General features: G+C 36.8%; 14 protein-coding genes. 5 read left to right on the top strand and 9 right to left on the bottom strand.

Going from position 1 to position 22,111, the window contains the following annotated elements; genetic code table 11:
• Complete coding sequence (locus ACTJKA_RS01595; RefSeq protein ID WP_440607590.1) at positions 1–2,112, bottom strand: SpoIID/LytB domain-containing protein; 2,112 nt, start codon at positions 2,110–2,112, stop codon at positions 1–3.
• 24 nt (positions 2,113–2,136) lie between these two features.
• Positions 2,137–2,460 (bottom strand): LytA, encoded by a 324-nt coding sequence (locus tag ACTJKA_RS01590; protein ID WP_268357984.1) that lies wholly within the window; start codon positions 2,458–2,460, stop codon positions 2,137–2,139.
• Between the two features lie 181 nt (positions 2,461–2,641).
• Between ACTJKA_RS01590 and tagU the strand changes: the two genes are divergently transcribed.
• The gene (gene tagU, locus ACTJKA_RS01585; protein WP_336750199.1) at positions 2,642–3,562 is read left to right on the top strand and encodes a polyisoprenyl-teichoic acid--peptidoglycan teichoic acid transferase TagU; all 921 of its coding nucleotides are present in this window, start codon (positions 2,642–2,644) and stop codon (positions 3,560–3,562) included.
• Between the two features lie 33 nt (positions 3,563–3,595).
• Here the strand turns inward: tagU and wecB are convergent, their stop codons facing one another.
• Positions 3,596–4,735, bottom strand: a complete 1,140-nt coding sequence (wecB, locus tag ACTJKA_RS01580) for a non-hydrolyzing UDP-N-acetylglucosamine 2-epimerase (RefSeq protein ID WP_171465831.1) — start codon at positions 4,733–4,735, stop codon at positions 3,596–3,598.
• 241 nt (positions 4,736–4,976) lie between these two features.
• Here wecB and galU point away from each other — a divergent pair, with 241 nt between their 5' ends.
• Positions 4,977–5,858, top strand: a complete 882-nt coding sequence (gene galU, locus ACTJKA_RS01575) for a UTP--glucose-1-phosphate uridylyltransferase GalU (RefSeq protein WP_265153831.1) — start codon at positions 4,977–4,979, stop codon at positions 5,856–5,858.
• Between the two features lie 25 nt (positions 5,859–5,883).
• On the opposite strand, the gene tagH is transcribed toward galU, so the two are convergent.
• From tagH to tagD, 5 genes are all read right to left on the bottom strand, one after another.
• Positions 5,884–7,485, bottom strand: coding sequence for a teichoic acids export ABC transporter ATP-binding subunit TagH (gene tagH / locus ACTJKA_RS01570; RefSeq protein WP_268381895.1), 1,602 nt, complete (start codon positions 7,483–7,485; stop codon positions 5,884–5,886).
• Between the two features lie 19 nt (positions 7,486–7,504).
• The gene (locus ACTJKA_RS01565) at positions 7,505–8,332 is read right to left on the bottom strand and encodes an ABC transporter permease (protein WP_171465834.1); all 828 of its coding nucleotides are present in this window, start codon (positions 8,330–8,332) and stop codon (positions 7,505–7,507) included.
• A gap of 133 nt (positions 8,333–8,465) precedes the next feature.
• Positions 8,466–10,676 (bottom strand): CDP-glycerol glycerophosphotransferase family protein, encoded by a 2,211-nt coding sequence (locus tag ACTJKA_RS01560; protein WP_171465835.1) that lies wholly within the window; start codon positions 10,674–10,676, stop codon positions 8,466–8,468.
• Positions 10,677–10,711: 35 nt separating this feature from the next.
• The gene (locus tag ACTJKA_RS01555) at positions 10,712–12,706 is read right to left on the bottom strand and encodes a glycosyltransferase (RefSeq protein ID WP_440607589.1); all 1,995 of its coding nucleotides are present in this window, start codon (positions 12,704–12,706) and stop codon (positions 10,712–10,714) included.
• A gap of 79 nt (positions 12,707–12,785) precedes the next feature.
• Positions 12,786–13,175: a glycerol-3-phosphate cytidylyltransferase gene (gene tagD, locus ACTJKA_RS01550; RefSeq protein WP_008343212.1), complete on the bottom strand. Its 390-nt coding sequence runs from the start codon at positions 13,173–13,175 to the stop codon at positions 12,786–12,788.
• Positions 13,176–13,546: 371 nt separating this feature from the next.
• On the opposite strand from tagD, the gene ACTJKA_RS01545 reads away from it, so the two are divergent.
• Together ACTJKA_RS01545 and ACTJKA_RS01540 are read left to right on the top strand one after the other, a co-directional pair.
• The gene (locus ACTJKA_RS01545; protein ID WP_171465837.1) at positions 13,547–14,317 is read left to right on the top strand and encodes a WecB/TagA/CpsF family glycosyltransferase; all 771 of its coding nucleotides are present in this window, start codon (positions 13,547–13,549) and stop codon (positions 14,315–14,317) included.
• Between the two features lie 11 nt (positions 14,318–14,328).
• A complete protein-coding gene (locus tag ACTJKA_RS01540; RefSeq protein WP_171465838.1) occupies positions 14,329–15,516 on the top strand; it encodes a CDP-glycerol glycerophosphotransferase family protein in 1,188 nt (395 codons plus the stop codon).
• A 17-nt stretch (positions 15,517–15,533) separates the two neighbouring features.
• Here the strand turns inward: ACTJKA_RS01540 and ACTJKA_RS01535 are convergent, their stop codons facing one another.
• Entirely contained in the window at positions 15,534–18,164 is a 2,631-nt protein-coding gene (locus ACTJKA_RS01535; RefSeq protein WP_440607588.1) for an N-acetylglucosaminidase, read from the bottom strand.
• A gap of 303 nt (positions 18,165–18,467) precedes the next feature.
• On the opposite strand from ACTJKA_RS01535, the gene ACTJKA_RS01530 reads away from it, so the two are divergent.
• Positions 18,468–22,082, top strand: coding sequence for a CDP-glycerol glycerophosphotransferase family protein (locus tag ACTJKA_RS01530; RefSeq protein ID WP_336750203.1), 3,615 nt, complete (start codon positions 18,468–18,470; stop codon positions 22,080–22,082).
• The last annotated feature ends 29 nt before the right edge of the window (positions 22,083–22,111 follow it).

Genomic DNA, 22,111 nt, shown 5'->3' with positions numbered 1-22,111 from the left:
CTAATAGTTTGTTAATTTTGTACCTGGATAGTAGAACGAAAGTATGGAAGAATAAGACTCTCCAGATTCAGCTCTAGCTTTAGATCCGTATTGGCTCATGCCAATGCCGTGACCATATCCTTTTCCTGAAATCATGAAGTCATTTGTATTGTTTTTGACTGACGCAAATGTACTTTTTACTTTTGTTGCGCCCATGACTGATCTAAACTCGGTCATCTTCATACTTGCCGTAGTGCTTTTGTTTACTGTATACGTACCTGTTTTGTTTTTCAGGTGGTATGTCAGCTTGATCGAAACCGTCTTTGCACGCTGGCCTTTTGTTGTTCCTGAGAACGTCAGACTTGAGATGGATGCGATTTTCATATCAGACGCAGCCGTTTCTTTGTTTTTGAGCAGCCATGATTTGAGACCAGCAAGATCAGCAGCATTTGTCTCTTTTGCGTTAGACCACTGAGATGCTACTGTACTAGCAGTCAATGATGTGCCTAGCTGCTTTTTAGAAAGTTTCAGTGTCCATGCATTCACCGGATCTTTTGTATCCTTTTTGGCCACTAGGTACGGCAGTGCATTTGCCCACACTTCTTCACTTGCCTCTGTATAGCCGCCATTACTAGAATAATAGGTGGCTGAAATGAGCTGGTTGTTGTATTTCAGTACTTTTCCTTTTGTGGTATCGACAGCTTTTGTCGAATTCGTGTACCAGTTATACCCTCCATATACTTGGAAGGCTGTTGTATCAGGTACGACTTTTCCAATACTGTTCACCGAATACGTTCTAGCGGCAACTGCCTGTGCTTTTAACGCTTCAACATGCCAGCTTGCAGGCATTTCATATGGCACTACGCCTTTTAGGTAGTCTTCAAATGGAATGTTTTCATTAGTTGGTCTAATATATCCTGACTCAAGAACAAAATTCATATTTCCTAAATAAGGCTTTCCAGCAATTTTGAGAACATTAGAAGTTGAATATTTTTCAGGAACGACCCTTACCGATGTACCAATTGTTTTAATTCCTTTGACTGAAATTTTCCCATTAGTCACATTCAATTGATATGGCGTATTTTTCTTTAAGTAAAATTCATTTGCTAAGCTCTTTTGAAGGTTTTCTGTTATCGCACTAGTACCACCAGCTATTTGAAAAGAGTATGTACCTTTATCTTTTAATAAGTTTTTAACAGGTGTTGGCAGGCTGTCTTTTTTTACAAGAACCATTGCCTTATTATTTTTTGCTGCTAAGACAGAAAGTGGCACTGCATCTAAAAAGGAAGCTCCATTAGCTATATAAAGCTTATCAGCATTCATATTCATGGCTTTCGCTATGTTTACAGATACATCATAGCGCGTAGCTCCACCTATTCGTGTCACTGAAGCCGTTTTTTTAATTTGATTTTCAATATTTTTATTAACTGCAAGTTCTCCACCAATAATGGTTACTTTTTTAGGAATCCGATAGTTAGGTAGAGTTGTTTTTGGCGCAAGTAAAATTGGGTACCCATTCCGTGCCGCATAAGGAGCTGCTGAAGCACCATCTGCAAAAACACGCCCTGTTACAACGACAGCCTGACTGTAATTACCCATCTCTTTTGCAACATTTTTTGACACTTCATATCGAGTTGCTCCACTTATTCTTTTGATTTTCCCATATTTCTTTAATGTTTTTTCAGTGTTTGTAGTTACAACTGAAGTTCCCCCGATAATTAAGATATTATCTGGATTCATTTTTTTAATCTGAGTCTCTGTTGCCTTTGTTAATTGACCAGCCTCGGTATATAGAATTGGCGCTTTTAGCTTATATGCTAGAGGAGCAGCTGTAATCGCATCTGAAAATGCATTTTTATTTACAATGACTACAGTTCCTGGGTAACTCCAACCAGCTGATGCAATTAAATTCGCAGTGTCATATAATGTCTTTCCAGCATATCGGGTGACAGAAGAAACATTGTTACCTGTTACTTTATATGTCCCTGAAGATGTGAGTTCCAAACTTTTCTTATTACCAATATTGTTTGATAATTTCACTGATATGGTGGAATTTGCAGCTAAGGTTTGTTGTGGAATTGCGATTCCGGCAGTGATAAGAATTGCAACTGCAAATAAAAGAATTTTCTTCAATTTTGTCCATCCCGCCCATCTTTTTTATTTCTGTTTTTCAATCTTTTGAATTTCCTTTTGACCGCTGTCATTGATAAAGTAAGTGATCTCTACTTTGTCGCCTGAATCAAACTCATTCAATACTTCTTTAAAATTATCCGTAAACTCGAAATTTAAGGTCGTATTCACTTTTTTTACTTCGACTGTATGTGCATCAGCCATTCCAATAAATTCAGCTTTTTCTTCCAGCACCTGAGGAGTTGAACTGCTTGTCTTGTTTTCTCCTGAGGATTGCTCAGCCGTTCCACATGCTGTGAGCACGATACCTAGTAGTAGTATTAAGAACGGTAAAACGACGATTTTCTTCATTTTTTTCACCTCATGTCTTTGTATCGTCTTATAACTTAATATTTTAAGGTAAATTTAAGGTTTTTTGAAACCTTTTTTTGTTACAACGTCTATATCTAGGTTCAGAGTAAAAAAATAACTTGTTTATCAAGATTCGTAAACCTATAATCATGGAAGAATCATAGAAAAGGTGAGGGACATTATGAGAGCTGAGAGAAAAAGAAAGAAAAAGAAGGTTCTTTGGATTGTTTTATCGATTATTGGCTTATTCGTATTAGCCACTGGCGGATACGCGTATCATCTTTGGAATACAGCCGCATCAACTGTCGCAGGCATTCAAGAGAACTTAAAGAAGTCAGATAAGCGTGACAAAGATGTCGATTTAAGTAAAAAAGACCCGATCTCCATTTTAGTCATGGGTGTTGATGAAAGAAAGAATGACCGCGGCCGTGCAGATACATTAATATACATGACAGTGAATCCGAAAACGAAAACAACTGAGATGGTGAGTATCCCCCGCGATACATATACAAAGATTGTCGGAAAAGGCACAATGGATAAAATCAACCACTCCTACGCTTTCGGTGGCACACAAATGGCGGCAGATACAGTAGAGGAACTGCTTGATGTACCTGTAGATTACTTTGTAAAAGTGAATATGGAAAGTTTTAAAGACATTGTGGATACACTTGGCGGCATTACGGTGAACAGCACGTTTGCTTTCAGCTATGATGGCCATTCATTTGGTACAGGAGAAATTAACCTGAACGGCGATCAAGCCCTTGCCTATACAAGAATGAGAAAGCAAGATCCTAAAGGTGATTTCGGCCGTCAGGAAAGACAGCGTCAAGTTATTGAAGGCATCATTGCAAAAGGGGCTAACATTTCATCTATTACGAAATTCGGTGATATGTTTAAAGTCGTTGAAAATAACATGAAAACGAATATGCCCTTTGACGACATGTGGACGATGATGAATGATTATCGTGATGCAAGACAGCATGTTGAGCAACATGAGCTGAAAGGTTCGGGAGCCCGAATTAATAATATCTATTATTATCAGCTTGATGATAGCAGCCTGGCTAAAGTGAAGAAGAAATTGAAGGAGAGTTTGGAACAGTAAAAAAAGAAGACTGCATGACTGTAGTCTTCTTTTTTATGATTGGAACGGAACAGGCTTTTCTTCACTTAATCCAAAACGGTGAAGGAGTTCCTCAACAATTCGTCTCGATGCTTGTCCATCTCCATAAGGGTTAGACGCCTTCGACATGTTGTCATACTCTTTCTGATCGACTAGCAGCTCTTTAGCCATTTTGTAAATGGTTTCTTCATCTGTACCCGCGAGCTTTAGCGTGCCAGCTTTCACGCCTTCTGGGCGTTCTGTTGTATCGCGGAGCACTAATACTGGCTTTCCTAGAGAAGGAGCTTCTTCTTGTACACCGCCAGAATCCGTTAAAATAAAATGTGAAGCGGCAGCAAAATTATGGAAATCAACGACTTCGAGCGGTTCAATTAAGTGCACACGATCAAGATCACTGAATTCTGTCTGAGCCGCATCACGAACAGCAGGATTTAAATGGACAGGGTATACGACTTGAACATCTTCAAATTCTTCGACAACACGGCGAATCGCTCTAAACATGTTCTTCATCGGCTGACCGAGATTTTCTCTGCGATGAGCCGTTAATAAGATCATTTTATCTGAACCGATCTTCTCTAAAATTGGATGTTGATAGTGTTCTGTAACTGTTGTTTGCAACGCATCAATGGCCGTATTCCCTGTCACACAGATGGTCTCTTCTTTTTTATTTTCTACTAAAAGATTCTGCTTCGCCTCAGCCGTAGGGGCAAAATGAATGTCAGCAATAGTGCCTGTCATTTGGCGGTTCAATTCCTCAGGGAACGGTGAGTATTTATTGTGAGTTCTTAAGCCAGCTTCGACGTGGCCGACAGAAATTTGGTGATAGAACGCAGCCAAACTTCCTGCAAAGGTTGTCGTTGTGTCGCCATGAACAAGCACAATATCAGGTTTTTCTTCTTGGAATAATTGATCTAGTTTCAACAATGCATTTGATGTAATTTCAGATAATGTTTGGCGCTGCTTCATGATGTTTAGATCATGGTCTGGCGTAATAGAAAATGCCTCAAGAACTTGATCTAGCATTTCTCTATGCTGAGCTGTTACTGTGACAATTGAATTTATTTGTGGATGTTTATTAAGTTCAAGGACAAGTGGAGCCATTTTGATTGCTTCAGGTCTAGTACCGAAAATAGTCATTACATTTAGTTTTTTCACTTGTTTATGCCTCTTTCCATCATTACATATTGTTTTTATTATACAGAAGATCCCTAAGAATGATAAACTAACCCTGCTAAAATTAATAAAATTTTCACAGATCTGATTATTTATACTTACAATTTTTTATTAAAATTACTTTAAACATCATAAAATTATTTGATTACTTTTAAAAATAAGGTAGAATTTAGTGGTATTCTATTAATTTTCACATCAGTAGTTAAGGACGGTGCAAAATAAATTGAAAAAAGTACGTAAAGCCATTATACCAGCTGCAGGTCTTGGAACACGTTTCCTCCCTGCAACAAAAGCTATGCCTAAAGAGATGCTCCCAATTGTTGATAAACCAACCATTCAATATATTATTGAAGAAGCTGTTGAATCAGGAATCGAAGACATTATTATCGTCACTGGAAAAGGAAAAAGAGCAATTGAAGACCATTTTGATTTTGCTCCAGAACTTGAGCGTAACCTAGAGGAAAAAGGGAAAAAGGAGCTGTTAGAAAAAGTAAGGAAATCTTCTAACATTGCTGATATTCACTACATTCGTCAAAAAGAACCAAAAGGTCTTGGACATGCTGTTTGGTGCGCACGCAACTTTATTGGTGATGAACCCTTTGCTGTTTTATTAGGTGATGATATTGTACAAGCCGAAACACCTGGACTTCGCCAGCTGATGGATGAATATGAAAAAACTCTATCATCTGTCATTGGTGTTCAGCAAGTAGCAGACAACGATACGCATCGCTATGGGATCATCGACCCTCTTACACAAGAAGGACGCCGCTACCAAGTCAAAAACTTTGTTGAAAAGCCGCCGCAAGGAACAGCACCATCGAATCTAGCCATCTTAGGACGCTACATTTTTACGCCAGAGATTTTTATGTACCTTGAACAGCAAGAGATTGGTGCAGGCGGGGAAATTCAGCTGACAGATGCCATCCAGAAGCTGAATGACATTCAGCGCGTATTCGCCTATGATTTTGAAGGTAAACGATATGATGTCGGTGAGAAGCAAGGCTTCATCGAGACTACTCTCGAATTTGCCCTTCAAGATGAGGAACTGAAAAAGAAACTCATTCCTTTTATGAAACAGCTTCTCGAGAAAGAAGAAGTAAACTAAAAAAGCTGCCGGTATCGGCAGCTTTTTATTTGATCACTGAAATAGTCAGTGTATGCTCTTCATTATCAATGACAAACAGATTGTTTTTGCCCTTCACTGCGAATTTCGTTTGTTTCTTATTCATCCAGACATTCTGTTCAGGTAGCCCAAGTGCTGAAGGAGAGATTGACATAACATCACGGAATACCAACTTATTCGCCTGTCCATTTTGAATCACATAATCGGTTTTCTCAGTAGTCAGCCGCTCAATAGTAGCACCTTGTTCACTTTTGGTCGAGAACAGTGTTTGCATTCTTTCCTTAAGCATAGATTCTTCTTTTCCAAGGAAAGATAGTAAATACTCATACGAGCCAGCAGATGCAGGCGATACATAGGAAATGAATTGACTTGGTCCAATGGATAATAACTTTAAATCCTCTGCATTTTTAAGTCCCTTAGGTTTGACAAAGTACGTCTCTGATGCTGTTTTGATTTGAACGGTTTGTTTATTTTCAGCCACTACTTGTACTTCCTGTCCAAATGGTATAGTGACAGCCTCCTTTTTTTTCATGGCACGATCTTTATAGACTGTAAGTGGATCTGACGTGGCAATTGCCTGTCGATTCACCTTTTTCATATCAGGCGATCCCTTCGTCTGGAGGTTTTTTGACTGAAATGCTTCTGTCTTATTTGACGGGATTACACCAAACGTGGCCAGTGTACGAAGCGGACGATCTGAAAACATTGATAAGGCAAGTAAGGTGGTGAGAACAGCAATCACCGTCACTTGAAAAGCTGGCCCAAAAAATGAACGTCGTTTTCCATCTCCTTTATAACGGGTGACTCTTTCCAGCTTTTGAACGCCTTTTCTACCTTCCTTATGTTCCATTTGATATTTCTGTTTCTGTTTTTTGGAAAGCTTGTTAAACCAGTCAACAAACTCCTTATACTCTTTCACAACCTTCTTCGTCTCATCAAACATACGAAGCTCACCATAATGCATCCAAGCCACCCGGTCACAGATTTTTTGAATTTGACTGATGGAGTGACTGACAAAAAAGATCGTCTTCCCTTGTTTTTTGAATTCTGTGATTCGATCCACACATTTTTGATAAAAGGTTTGGTCTCCAACAGACAATGCTTCATCAATAATCAGGATATCTGGATCGATATGCGCTGAAATAGCGAAGCCAAGACGTGATTTCATTCCGCTTGAATAGCTCTTGACAGGCTGATCAATAAAATCGCCAATATCCGCAAACTCTACGATTTTCTCATACAGCTCGTCTATTTCTTTGTTCGTCAGCCCCATCATTAAGCACTTGAGGCGAATGTTGTCTTTCCCGCTCAACTGATTGTTCAGCCCCGCCGCGATGGCAATTAACGAAGGTTGGCCATCCATATCAATTTCACCACTTGTCGGTGGAATGATTTTCGCTAGAAGGTTTGACATCGTAGACTTTCCAGATCCATTGATCCCTACAAAACCAATTGTCTCACCTTCATATACATCAAAGGAAACATCACGAACAGCAAAGAAGCCTTTTTCATTTTTATTAGGTAAAAACAGCCCCTTGATCTTATCCGACTGCTTTTTATATAAGACGTATTGCTTGGATACGTTTCGAAACGAAACCTTTAGTTTCATCGTATAAACTCCTTACTTTTTAAAGAAAATCGACAAATTTATCCCTGAATTTCATATGAAGCAATGAACCGATTGTTAAAAAAAGAAGCGTGATCAGCCAAAAATAAAGTGTATACTTCACATCCTGGAAGAACCATTCTCCCTTTAACAAGCTATTTCTGAAACCATCAATAATGTAGAAAAAGGGATTCAATCTTAATATATCCGCAATCCACGCTTTTTCTCCAGTAAGCTTCTCTGAGATATTCCAAAAAATCGGCAGCAAAAAGAAAAGTAAACGTGTCACTGATTGTAAAAGAAATTGATAGTCCCTCACGAGTACGCTAATCGTGGAATTAAACAAGCTAAACGAAAACATAAACGCAATCATGCAAATAAAATAGTATATATATTGCAGCCAATGCATATCAGGGTAAATACCATTGAAAATCAATGCGATGAAGTATAGCGCCATCATGACAAAATAGCTGAAGAGGTTAGACATAATGACAACAGAAGGCAAAGCACTAATTGGAAAATTCATTTTCGATACCATATTAATGCGTTTAAACACACTGTTTGATCCATCAAGGATCGTCGGACTAATGAAGAACCAAGGGATTAATCCGGCAAGCATCCAGATAATAAATGGCACCTCTATTCCACCAATGACAATCGGCTCTCCTCCGCGAATACCCATACCAAAAACAAACCAGTAAGCCAGCATTTGAATCAAAGGATTTAAAAACTGCCATAAAACCCCCAAATAATTCATTTGATATTTTGATTTTGTTTCATAAACAGCAAGTCGCATTATCAGCGAAAATGAGCTGATTTGCTCCTTTAATATCGTCAACATTGCGTTCATTCTAATCTTCCTTAAACATAAGTTTTTGTAAATAATTTTGAAAAGCACGCTCATAATTGTAACAGATGTTGAGGGATTTTTCACTTTATAAGATAAAAGGCTTACAAGCCAATGCTGCAAGCCTTTATCATGTTTACCTTATTGTTTCAAAAACTACCTCTACCACGCGCTTCGAAGACTCACCGCTCTCTAAGTAGCAGAATTTTTCATAAAACGGTGCGAATGAAGCTGGCAAAGTAAAGGTTGGCTGTTCTGTTTCTCTTATCCACTCAATAACACTTGCTGTCTCTTTCACAAGAGGTCCAGGAGCTTCTTGTTCAAAGTCGAAGTAGAAGCCCCTCAGCTTGTCACGATATGTTTCAATGTCTGGCACATAGAACAGCATTGGACGCTTGAGGTTTGCATAATCAAAGAACACAGATGAGTAGTCTGTGATGAGCAGATCAGAAATCATATAAAGGTCTCTAATATCTTCATAATGAGAGAAGTCATAGGCAAAGCCTTCATATGGTCTTAAATCAAAGTTTTCAGCAACTAAATAGTGCATACGCAAAATGATGACATATTCATCTCCAAGTGCAGCTCTCATCTCATGCAAATTAAGATCTAAATCAAATTTGTACTGTCCTTTTTTATAAAATTGATCATCTCTCCATGTCGGAGCATATAAGATCATTTTTTTATCAAGCGGTAACTTCATTTTTTGTTTGAGTGCTCTCATCGTTTTTTCATTGTTTTGATTGTGAAGAAAGTCATTTCTCGGATATCCTGACTCAATCATGGTCTTTTGAAATTGGAAGGCTCGTGTAAAGATTTCGGTCGAATAAGCATTTGGAGAAATGAGATAGTCCCAATTCGATGCTTCTTTCGTGAAATTCTTTTTGTACTTCTTCGTGTTTGTTCCAGGCATATGCACCTCGTCCATATCCATCGCCAGTCGTTTTAACGGCGTACCGTGCCATGTCTGCAAGTATGTTGTATGCTCTGGTTTTGGAACCCACAGCGGTAAACGGCTGTTGATGACCCAATATTCGGCTCTTGCCATCGCAAAAACCCACTTCAATGACAGACGTTTGATATAGTAGATACCTTTTTCCTGAAACGGTGCTTCATGCCCTTTTTTCACGCTCCAGATTAACGTATATTCAGGATGATTTTCTTTCATATACTCATAGATCCCACGCGGGTTACAGCTGAATTGTTTTCCATTAAAGCTTTCAAAAACAACCGTTTTCTTTTTCACAGACAACTTACTCGCCAGCTGAAAGGTCGTTTGGAAAGTTTTTGTCACAAGGCGATTACGGACTTTATTTATTTTGCCGATTTTCTTTTTGAACTTCTTCCACTTGCTTTTGAGATAGTACTTCGCACGTGTTTTCATTGTATAATCATTAATTCGGATGCCAAGCAATTGTCTCTTTTTCGTTCGGTACACCTCATACCGAATCGGGACATCGTTCTTTTTATGAATTTGAACTAGTCCTTTGAGTTTGTTAGAGCGATCTCCAAGCCTTAAAGCTGGCGTTGTTAAAGTTTCTTCAATCCCATTTGTTTCACAAATAAATTCAAAATAAAAACGATAAACAAATCGCTCTTTTAAAGAGAATTCTAACTCATCCAATGAAAACTTGGATTCATATAGATATAATTCTGGGTAAGACACATGCTTTTGTTCTTCTAACTCCAAACCTTCTTTTCGAATTGAAACAGGAAAGCGATATTCATGAAGAGGTTCTTCAATCTGTTTGATAAGTAATTGAACCCTTTTTACCTTATATCGTTTTTCTGCACTTAAAACACCTGTATAACCGGATAAAAGAATTTCACGATTGTCTGTTAAATTAATATTCTTAAATCGTACAATTTTCATTTCACGTTTTACTTTTATGGACAAGTTCCCTTTGTTAGTACGATAAGGGGTCATCAACAACATACTCTGATGATTCACTAGATGCGACATTTCAGGCATATCAATGTTTATTTCCAAGCGTTTCATGAAGTATTTATTTTCTTCTGGCTGAGTGGCATTCATCCAACCATGAGAAGAATTCAGTTCAACTAACTGTTGTTCATCAAAATCTGTAACATAAAAATTATATGTCTGTCCTTGTTCAAATGGAATTTGCAAAGATAATTCATTTAATGTTACTTTGTATAGATTCTCACTCAAATAAACAAGAGGGAGGTATTTTCCATATTGGGATTTTCTCTCTATTATCAATAGAAAAAACTCTCTGCCTTCAAATGGAGCTGGGTCCACTACACTAATTAACAACTCAATTTCTTCTTGGTGTTTTTGTAAACTCTCAACCTTACACTGCTGTTGAATGGTTTCCTCAATCATTAATCAGTATTCTCCTTATTCTAAAATATGACACTCTATTTATGTGTTACTTTCCAAGAATAATTTCCATTTATAGTTGCGTAAGACATTGCATGATTAACCTTTTCTAAATCAACATCTTTATTTACTGAAATCCTTTTAAGTGATTTAATATGGTCATCATTTCTAATCTTCAAGTAAAAATCAATATATTCTGTATCGTATAACTTCAATTTCCTTTTAAGTTCTTCGTCTAGTAGGTTGAACTTCACTTGATTATCAGTAAGCCTATATGTGATTAACTCAGCACCATGACGCCTATCTAAGCCAACTATTTCAATAGTATATTTATTTAAATCTATATCTTTTAGGTTCCAATCAAACAACAAAACCAGTCTATTTTGATCTACCACTGCATCATTTATATTGCATCTAATTTTTTTTAATATCTTGTTTATCTTCTCCACTTCTGTTCTCTTATAAACTACATCGGTAAGAGCTTTTTCCCAGTGAAGATAATAGCTATTATGCGAATACTTTTCAGCAATTGAGCGACAATTCTTAACCATCTTCGAGTATTTACTTTTCTCCTGATAAAGGGAAACCATTCTCTCTGCTAGTTCTTCTATATCATATTGTTTAACCAAATAACCGTTTTTGCCATCATGGACTAAATCATTAGGTCCATAATCAAAGTCATATGAAACAACAGGACAATAGTTGTAAATCGATTCTAAGATAGATAAAGACAATCCCTCCGCGTGAGAAGTGGAGATGGAAAATTTTGCTGTTTTAAATTCTTTATCGGGATCTCTAGTAAAACCTTTAAGTAAAACGTGTTTTTCTAAATTTAAACTATTAATCTGATGACGAAGTTTGTCTTCTTCTTCTCCAGACCCAAATATCTCAAGGCGAACATGAGGTAACTGGTTTACCACTATTTTAAATGCTTTAATTGCATCAGTTATGTTCTTTTCTTTAGACAGCCTAGATATGATCACTGCTTTATTATGGTCAACCCCATCTCTTAATAATTCGGGGTTGAAGTCTTCTTTGTGTGTATGTGGTGTGAAATAAAAACAATTCTGCTTACCCAAGAAGTTTTCAAAATCCTTTTTTTGATCTTCTGTAATAAAAAATACACAATCCATGTTTTCTAATGCAACATTTTTACATAACTCTTCGAATCTTTTTTGAAGCTTAAATTTTGTATTCGCATAATGACTACTGTGAACAAAAGCTCCATAATAAGAATTTGTATCTTTTTTCACCCTAAATAAATGAGCATCCTGATGGCGGCTATCTACAAGAAAGAATTTTTTTTGGTTATTACTTTTTTGTAGATATTCGATCCAATATTGGCGTAAGCTTGTTTTTCTATTAAAAGATTTAATTCCATTGTGACTATACCAATTAATATTAATTGTAGGGTTATTCTTCCTAAAGGTGTTAAACATTTTTTCAAGATAGATTTCATTATAATTCTTCACATATTCCTCATGGAATGGCGCTTCTCCCCCTGGAAAATAGTGCAAAACCCTACACAGAACGCCCTCCATACTATATTCTTCACGCTTGATGATATTTCCCGCTTCGTTTAGAACATCAACATATTGTATTAATGCGGGAAAATTAGCATATTTTTGTATACGAATTTCATTGCTTTCAATGATATCAACATTATTTATATTTGTTACCTTTTTACCTACAGCAAATTCCACATAAATTCTTTTTATTCCACTATTCGGAATAATAAAATCATCTATCATATTCAAAATAGATGATTGTGACTTATCAATCATTTTTTGATGAATTATTTGATCTAGTTTAAACTTAAAATTCGGATCAAACTTATAAGTTAAAAATGTGGATTGAACCGATAGTTCACCAAACATCTTCATTCGGAGTAAAAGAGATTTTGTTAATCCTCCAAAATCAAAAGGAATTGATCCACTAATAAAGTAATACTCCATATCAGGAAACTTAATTTCAGATAGATTCTTATAATTACTACTAACCTTCTTCACCTTATTTAAGAAATGAGTAATCAACGTTGTTCTCCTTTTTGTTCATTAATTTAAACTTAAAAAAGTACTTCTCACCTTGGCAAGAAGTACTATCTTCAATCTATTATAGTCCCGCAATTTCTTCCTTAATTTGAGTTGTCGAGATACCTTCTGTTCTCTTCAAGTAAACGACTTCGCAATGCTCTTTCAAGAAATCGAATTTACCTTCCCAGTCATCTCCCATGACAAAGACATCAATGTCATGCTCCTGTACATCGCGGACTTTTTGATCCCAGCTGTTTTCTGGAATGACTTCGTCTACATAACGAATGGTTTCTAAAATCAGCTTTCGATGCTCATAGCTATGATAAGCCTTTTTGGATTTTTGTAAATTAAATTCATCTGTCGAGATGGCTACCACTAAGTAATCTCCAAGCTGCTTTGCACGCTCTAGCAGCTTAATGTGCCCCCAGTGTAATAAATCAAATGTACCGTAAGTAATAACTTTCTTCATTGCAAACATAAACTCCTTTCCTTCATCCTTATTCATCTGCTTCAAGCAGTAATGTTTATCCGTAATCCTATTATCATCGATCATGTTTTTTCGCTCTTCGGAACCTCATTATATCATAATGCCTATGAAAGGTTAAGAAAATGTAAAGACAAACTATTTCCAATTTAATGGATGAAATAGTGAAACTGCGTCAATCCAGTATTTCAACCTTTTTAGAGACTAGTTGTTTATTAAAATGTCATGAAATTAAAAGGATTGTAAAGTTATTGTTAATATTTCATGGAGCAACTGTGATAAAATGATCTGTAGGTTAAGAATGAATTTACAATGATCGTACAATAGATAACAAAAAGAAAAAGGGGGTTTATACAGTGGAAACAGAAGTGGTCTCTAACCTTTCTTATGTAAGTGGCGACTTAGACGAATTTATTAGTTATATGAACCAACACCACCTTTCTCAGCGAAGAGGCGCAATGATTGCAACGGTGAATCCAGAAATAGGCTATGCAACTATGAAGGATCATGCATATCATAAAGTCATCTCTTCTGCAGACTATGTCTTACCTGATGGTGTAGGTGTTGTCTTGATGTCACGTCTTATAAACCATCCGTTGAAATCAAGAATTGCAGGTTTTGATGTCTTCATGTCTATGCTTGATCTCGCAAACAAGCAATCTAAAAGTATTTTTTTATATGGTGCGAAAAAAGAAGTGCTTGAGGCTGTCAAACAGCGAATTGATACGGAATATCCGAATGTGGTGATTGCAGGCAGCTGTGATGGTTATCAGGCGGATAAACGGTTTGTGGCAAAACAAATTGCTCGTTCAAAAGCAGATATGGTGTTTGTTGCTTTAGGTTATCCAAACCAAGAGAACTTTATTTATGAATACCGTCATTTGTTCCCGCAAGCTGTTTGCATCGGTTTAGGCGGAAGCTTTGATGTATTTAGCAGAACGGTGAAGCGTGCACCACGCTGGATGATTAAAACAAATACGGAATGGCTGTACAGACTCATTGTCAATCCGTGGAGATGGAAACGAATGCTGAATATCCCAAAGTACGCTTTTGCCGTATTAAAAGAAAACAAAGGGAAAAAGCGCTACTATCCTGAGCAAGTAAAAGATCAGACGAAGCAGCTGTGAGAGACTGATACATGATGAATATACGCTCAATGATCATCTCATGCTATGCAGCTTTTGTTTCTTTTGCTGGATGGCTCATGAGCGGCGTGAAACCTCTTGACAATCAGGTGACGCTGCTTGTTTCATTCCAAGAGAACGCAGCTGCTCTCATTGATACTTATCAAAAACAGGCGAATATGACAATGAAGCTCACTGTCCTCTATACGAAGCATGCTTCCGTGATAGAAAAGGACGTGCCTCAAGTGTCATTTCGCTATTTTCATGAAAAAAACCCCATCCATCTCATTCAATGTATCTATACGATGCTAAAAAGCAAAGTCGTCGTCACAGATAATTATTTTCTGATGACAAGTGTGCTAAGAAATAGACCTTCTACCACTTGTATTCAAGTGTGGCACGCCAATGGTGCTTTGAAAAAGTTCGGTCTTGAAGATGCTTCAAATCATCACCGTAGTTCTCGTGATCTGCAGCGTTTCAAGCGGGTCTATGCGTCTTTCGATTATATCGTTACTGGATCAGATCACATGCGCGAGATTTTCAAAACTTCATTTGGCGTCAACGACGATCGTTTTTTGCCAACAGGTGTCCCCTTCACAGATGCGTACTATGATGAGCGCCCTATTTCCTTTCAGACGGATATTTTTTCAAAAGGCAAAAAAGCGCTGCTGTATGCGCCGACCTACCGGGACTTTGCAATGGACGGTCTTGTCTTACCTTTTTCTAAAGAACAATTGCAGAGTGAGCTGAATGGCGACTATATTCTGCTCGTCAAACTTCATCCTGCGGTGAAACATTTAGCCAAAGCAGAAACAGATGGCGAGTGGATCTTTGATGTATCCGATCAGCCGCTCTTTCCATTGCTCTCTGTATGTGATGTCCTGATTACAGATTATTCGTCTATTGTGTTTGAATATGCGCTGCTCCGAAAGCCTGTGTTGTTCTTCACTTACGATCTAGAGACTTATCGCACAAAACGCGGCTTAGTCGAACGTTATGAAGACATCATTCCAGGAAAGGCTTGCGTCACCCAAGATATGCTCTTAACGGAGCTTAAGCAGCTAAACGAATCAGCCAATCAAGACTTATTGAAAACCTTTGCTGAGGAATGGAACCAATATTCAAAAGGGAAATCAAGTCAGCAGCTTCTTTCCTTTATTGAACATCAGCTCTTACACAAAAAACGTCCGGCTTCTCATTAAGAAGCACGGACGTTTTTTTATTTGTTATACACGGGGATATCATAATACAGCGTATAGTTATCAAGTAAGTTATACAAACTATACATACGAGTGACCTGTTTAGAAGCCCAGCCAATATCTGTTGCATATTGGTGAGTGGCTGTCGCAGACCAGCGCATTTTGTAAATGGTATCTTGTTTGTATGTGGCATTATTGATGTAGCTGTTGCCAATGAATTTTGCCCCGCCAATAATAGCTGCCTCTGGTGTGAACCATTGCTGTTCATACGCATACTTTGCACCGAGGTAATTCGGGTTACTGTCATATGCACCAATGCCATACATGTTATATACTTTTTTCCCATTAAACATCGTACCATTCGCTAAAATGGAATTTCCGTTACCTGTTTCAAGCAGCGCATGAGAAATGAGATAAATTTCGTTAATATGATACGTTTTCGCTGCTGTAATAAAGGCTTGTCCTTTACCTGCAAGAATCCCTTTGCCTGCTAAAATCTTTGAATTGACCTCTGCCGGATTGAGATTCGCAGCTTCAGAGAGTTTCAGAAATTGAAAATAAGATTGAGTGCCCTCAACAATATTGGCTGGATCTACATATTTTTGCACCTCTGCGGAACTTGCATTTCTCCAACCTAGGTTAATCTTGATCCAGTTTCCTTCTTTCCCAAGCTGGTTCACTTTTGCTCCTTTATTCAGCTGTGCCACAATGTTGCTTGCAGAGCTCGAATCAGGTGTAGAACGTACATTTAGCCCGTCTGTATTCACTGTGGACGTCGCTGGGTCTACATATGTCGCATAGACGTAGGCTGCACCATCTGTCTGCGGCGACACCTTCATTTGTTTGTTTACCATCTCATTGACTGTGAGGTTATAATTCGTCTGCAGCACCATTGGACCGTTTTTGATTTTGGTCGCTGTGGCTGTCCACCCGTATTGGCTTTTCACAAAAGCAATGGCCGCATTCGCATTTGGTAACCCTGTAAACTGCTGTGTGATGTTGATTTTATATGCCGGTTTTGTCGTTGTTGTATAAGCAGCTGGTTCATTTCGTTTTTTGAAGAATGTCATGCCTTGGTCTCTTAAGGCAGCAGTCGAAATAACCCCTGTTTTGATCTGATATTGGCCATAATCAGTTGCACCCGTTTTTTGAGCGGCTGCTTTCATTTTTTGTTTGGTTAAATAACTTAAGGCTTGATTCAGCTTTGTCTGATTCACAGTTGCCTCTGTCATAATACGGTATTGCTTAACAGCTTCTGTTAATGTTTTTGTACTGCTGGCAACTCCATTTTTTTTTATGATCTCTTGTGCCTGCTTCACTTTGCTTTGATCATATACAGGAGTTGTCATTAGGCTGTATGCTTTACTGACGGCTTGTCCCTTGCCTGTTGTGATGCTGCTTGTCACCTTTTGTACCTTTAAGTATGCAGCACCTTTATTTACTTTTGTCTGATCCGTTGCTTGATTCACGACAAGTCGATACGTGCTATCAGATGCTTTGCCTGTTTTTTTCGTTGTGGCAGAGACTTTTTTCTTTTGGAAAAATGCCGTTGCTTTTTTTGCTTGATCATCGCCCAAAAGATTCCCAGTCACTACTTGATATGGCTGTGTAGAGGAGATCTTTTTAGACGTATAGCGCCATTTCTTTTTCTTGAAAAAGGCAACTGTTTTTGCGTAAGTTGTGTCATTTAATTGATTGAGCTTTACGATATAATTTTTCGTTTTTCCTACTCGCTGCACAGCACCTGACACACCAGCTTGTTTTTTGATCTGAGCCGCCGCTGAGGCTGCTTGCTTACTGTCTTTGAAATAGCCTGATTCCATGCTATATACATTTTTAACAGCTCCAGCCTTCTGAATCTTTCCGCTGATTTTCGCTTCTTTTTGCAGCTGGGTCAGAAGGGTTTGCGCTTTAGACTGATTCGTTTGTGCAGCAGATGTGACGATGTAATACGGTTTGCCTGCTGCTACCGTTTGGAGTGCTGCTTTTAAACCAGATTCCTTTTGAAAACCTTGCAGGATGTTATTTGCCTTACTCTGTCCGACAATATTGCCTGAGATCAGCTGATACAAGGTGCCAGCTTTGTTTTCGGTTTGATATGTACTAGTGACTCCGGCCTGTTTTTGTAGTTCGGTTTGAATATTTTTGACTTTCGTTTCAGAATCAATGGCTCCTGAAATGACCTGATAAGATGGTCTACTTTGATTGATAGCTTCATACGTGCTATTGAGTCCTGATGTTTTCGTCAGCTCGAGCGTCAGTTTTTTCGCCTGACTTTCATCGTTGATTGGATCAGATACGATTTTCTGTAAAGGAAGGCGGTCACCTACTGGAGACACCGTACCGCTCATGCCTAACTCTTTTTTTAATGCAGCGGCACTTGCACTCGCTGCTGCTTGTGAGTCATATCCTGAGGCAGTCAGTTGATAAGTCGATGTATTTCCTGAGGTTTGATAAGTGGCTGTCCACTTCTTATCCTTTTTCAACGTGTCAACCGCTTTTTTCACTTCTGCTTCTGTTGTAAATACTTTTGAGGTGCTAATCGTATAAATGGATTGATCGACATAGGAGGCTGCTTGCACTTCTTTGCCCGTGTGTAATGTCATACCAAAGGCAGCTGCGAGTAACATAATCTTGATGGTTTTTTTCACGGTCCCTGTCCCTCTCTTAACTTTGCATAATAGTCTACTAATCTCTTTATCGACAAAAACACCAGACTTTTTTAACAAAATAAGCTTAATATATTTAAATTCGCCTATGAAAAGTGACATTTTCAGGAGACTTTCACCTCAATACATAATCTTAAATTCACTTTAAAGATATAGCGATTTCTTAATTTCCTTTAAAAGATATGGTATCATATAGCATCATTAGAATTTTCAAATTCACTTGTATTTTATATCAAAACGAATTTCTTGACTTTTTCAATAGTAATCTCCAAAGGAGTCATAATAATGAACAAGAAAATTTTTAAACGTCAGAAAAAAATATTAAAACGAAAAATAAATTTTTTAAAAGACCCTTTAATGAATTTTATAAAGGATAAAAGACACCAAAGAAACAATTTATATGCATACTATTATCAACGTTTTGATGTTGTTGAAAAAACCGTACTATATGAATCTAGAGACGGAAAAAGCATGACTGATAGCCCATTAGCCATTTTTGAATATTTGTTACATCAGCCTCATTTCAAAGACTATACACATATTTGGTCAATTGATGATTTTGAAATATTAAAACCAATTTTAGATAAGTATACCGATTATAAAAACATCATTTTTGTAAAGCGAAATTCTAAAGATTATTTGAAATACTTAGCAACTGCAAAATATTTAATAAACAACTCTACTTTTCAACCATTTTTTATATGTAAAAAGGAACAAGTCTATATCAATACATGGCATGGCACACCATTGAAATATATGGGCTTTGATATTCCAGGAAACCCTGCACATTCTCAGAATGTATTGAGAAATTTTTTGAGCTCAGATTATCTCATTAGCCCAAATGAACATACAACAAGTATGTTTATAAATAGCTATAAGTTGAAACATCTTTTCTCGGGAAAAATTATAGAAGAAGGGTATCCAAGAATTGATTTAACGTTGAATACTAATTCCCTTGAATTTAAAAAAGATCTTCACTCTTTTGGAGTAGACCTTTCTTTAGACAAAAAAACCATTGTATATGCCCCTACTTGGAAAGGGACAAGTGTAGGTAAAGTTAAAAACAATTTAACTCAGATCACTTCTGACCTGAATTACTTACATGAACGCTTTAGTCAAGAATATAATATCCTTCTTAAGCTTCATCCATTTCTGTATCACCAAGCCAGTCAATCAGCAGAATTACAAGGTCGGCTGATACCAGACTTTATCGATACAAATATGCTGCTAAGTGCGACCGATTTATTGATTACTGACTATTCAAGTATATTTTTTGATTTTCTAGTTACAAATAAACCCGTTCTTTTTTATATGTGGGATGCAGATGAATATAATGAAGAGCGAGGCATGTATTTTAATCTTAAAGACCTTCCTGGTCCCCGCCTTTATAACATTAAAAATTTGGCAGATTCGATTGCTCATATAGAAGACATAAATTCACAATTTAAACGTTCGTATGATCAATTTAAACATGACTTCACAAAACATGACGATGGTAAAGTGACTGAGAGAGTTGTGAAATCTATTTTCAACAATGAAACGGAAGACATCCGTTCCATCAATGCTCTTCATGAAAAGAAAGAAAAGATATTGATTTACCCTGGGGGAATGAAAAATAATGGTATCACTTCCTCTTTCATTAATTTAACACAAAATATTGATTATCATAAATATGATGTTAGTTGCTATATGAGCACACCAAACTCCAAAGAGGTATTAAATAATATTGCAAAAGTCAATAAAAATGTCAGGTTTATTTTCAAGCCAGGCCTACCTGTCTACACTTTACAAGAAGTTTATAAAGATAAATTCATTCATAATCGAGGAGTAACCAGTAAATTCGGGGAAAAGCTCTATCCACAAGACGCTTATTCCAGAGAATTTAGTCGCCTTTTCGGAAAATCCACTTTTGACCATGTCATTGATTTTAGCGGATATAGTTTATATTGGGCTAAATATCTCGTTTCTGCAGATGCTAAAACAAAAATATGTTTTATGCATAATGATCTTCTCTCTGATAGCGAAAGAACGATCAATGGTAAGAAGCCTCATAAAATAAATTTGAGAGGTTTATTCACCATATATCATAAATTTGATAAATTGGTCAGTGTTTCTAAAGGCACAATGGAATTGAACAAACAAAATTTATCTCACTATGCAGATGAAAGTAAGTTTGATTATGTGATGAACTCAATCAATCCAGACAAAATATTAGGAATAGAATTACAATCTGGTGACCAAAACACATCAAGCCTTATCCAATCGAATAAACCTTTTAAATCAAGAGCAAAAATTCTAAGCAGCAAACATGATAAAATCTTCACTACGTTAGTAGAAGATAACCTGTCCACTTTTTCAAGCAAAGAGTTTGAAAACAATGTAGTGATGATTACAAGAAAAGCTGTAACAAAACAAAACGAAGTTTTATATAAGTTCTCTTATGAAGATCATGTTGTGGGATGGCTAAATAAAGATGCTTTTAAACTTCTTCCAGATAGTATTATATGTGAAGAAGAAGTTCATAAATTAGCATTAATCACCAATCCTAAACATAATGATATTTGGACGAAACCCTTTAAAACGAGGGGAATTAAAAAGGTTTCTTCGAGTCACCCCTATAAGAATATTATGGTAGAGATAGACCGAGAAGCTAGAACTGAACGTTCACTCTACTGCAGATTCTATATCAACAAACAACTAATAGGCTGGATAGACTCATCTGCACTAAAAATACTGAAGAATTATGAAGTAAATAGTGTTCAATCTGAGGAAAAGCAAGTCATGATGGAAAAAGAAATACAAACATTATTGAACAAAAATTACCACGAACATGCAGAGTTTATTCGCTCATTGCCTAATAGAACACTTTTAGAAAGAAATATAAATAAAAAAATGAAAATTGTCCATACAGAGAATCATACAATATGGACAAAAGCATATCCAAATTTCGGATATGAAGAAGTTTGCAGCGCTGAGTTATATAAAGGTGCTATTGTAACTGTACACAAGAGCCATAAAACAAAAGAAGCGACATATTACCAATTCTCTTTAGATAAAAAAGTGATTGGATGGTTACATGTAAAAGCGTTTAAAACATTAGATCATCAAACTATTTTAAATCGTAAAGAAGTGAGCTACTCTGCTTCTCTTCATTTGAACGAATTTAAAATTTATAGCAAAACGAACGAAGATACTAGGTTTAAAGTCTTGAAAGATTTTTATCTTTACAATCAAAAAGAAGTTGATATTACAGAAGAAATTACCACACCTATATCAACTTACTGTTCCATAGTGTTTAATAACGAAAAAGTAGGCTGGGTAGATAAAAAAGCGATTGAAATTCTTGAAGTTCGAGGGTTTGAAATAGGAAATGAATTTGTTCCTTACCCTTCCAAAAAACACTATAATTTTGTTAATATGGGACGTCTGTCTCCAGAAAAAGGGCAAGATAATTTAATTACTGCTTTTAAACAACATTTAGAAACACATGCAAACAGCAGACTATATATTCTCGGCGATGGTCCTCTTAAAAATGACCTTCTAAAGTTAATAGACGAATTAGAATTGCAAAACTATGTGTTTTTAGTTGGCCAAGTTGAAAATCCATTTACCGTCCTAAAAATGTGTGACTGCTTTGTTTTATCATCACACTATGAAGGCCAGCCAATGGTGCTTTTAGAAGCCATGACGTTAGGAATGGATATCTTGGCAACAGATATTATTGCAAATCGAACAGTTTTAGAGAATGGCAAATATGGTGCTTTAGTCAATAACAGTGTCGATGGACTTGTAGGAGGGCTAAATAACTTTAGTAATCATACAAATCCTGCTTATGCTCCATTCAATTATAAAGAGTACAATAAAAAAGCAATGGATACTTTTTATAAAGTGTTAAATTAACTAAAAAAGACTTTCAAGCTCTATTCCAT

The sequence above is a fragment of the Bacillus sp. 22190 genome, from assembly GCF_052045575.1.
Taxonomy (GTDB): domain Bacteria; phylum Bacillota; class Bacilli; order Bacillales; family Bacillaceae; genus Bacillus; species Bacillus altitudinis.
Note: the sequence above shows the minus strand (reverse complement) of the source record. Positions and strands in the feature narration are given on the sequence as shown.

Coding starts and splice junctions, on each gene's coding strand:
- ACTJKA_RS01590 (WP_268357984.1), bottom strand. CDS start 2,460: ATGAAGAAAATCGTCGTTTTACCGTTCTTAATACTACTACTAGGTATC.
- tagU (WP_336750199.1), top strand. CDS start 2,642: ATGAGAGCTGAGAGAAAAAGAAAGAAAAAGAAGGTTCTTTGGATTGTT.
- tagH (WP_268381895.1), bottom strand. CDS start 7,485: ATGAAACTAAAGGTTTCGTTTCGAAACGTATCCAAGCAATACGTCTTA.
- ACTJKA_RS01565 (WP_171465834.1), bottom strand. CDS start 8,332: ATGAACGCAATGTTGACGATATTAAAGGAGCAAATCAGCTCATTTTCG.
- ACTJKA_RS01560 (WP_171465835.1), bottom strand. CDS start 10,676: ATGATTGAGGAAACCATTCAACAGCAGTGTAAGGTTGAGAGTTTACAA.
- tagD (WP_008343212.1), bottom strand. CDS start 13,175: ATGAAGAAAGTTATTACTTACGGTACATTTGATTTATTACACTGGGGG.
- ACTJKA_RS01540 (WP_171465838.1), top strand. CDS start 14,329: ATGATGAATATACGCTCAATGATCATCTCATGCTATGCAGCTTTTGTT.
- ACTJKA_RS01530 (WP_336750203.1), top strand. CDS start 18,468: ATGAACAAGAAAATTTTTAAACGTCAGAAAAAAATATTAAAACGAAAA.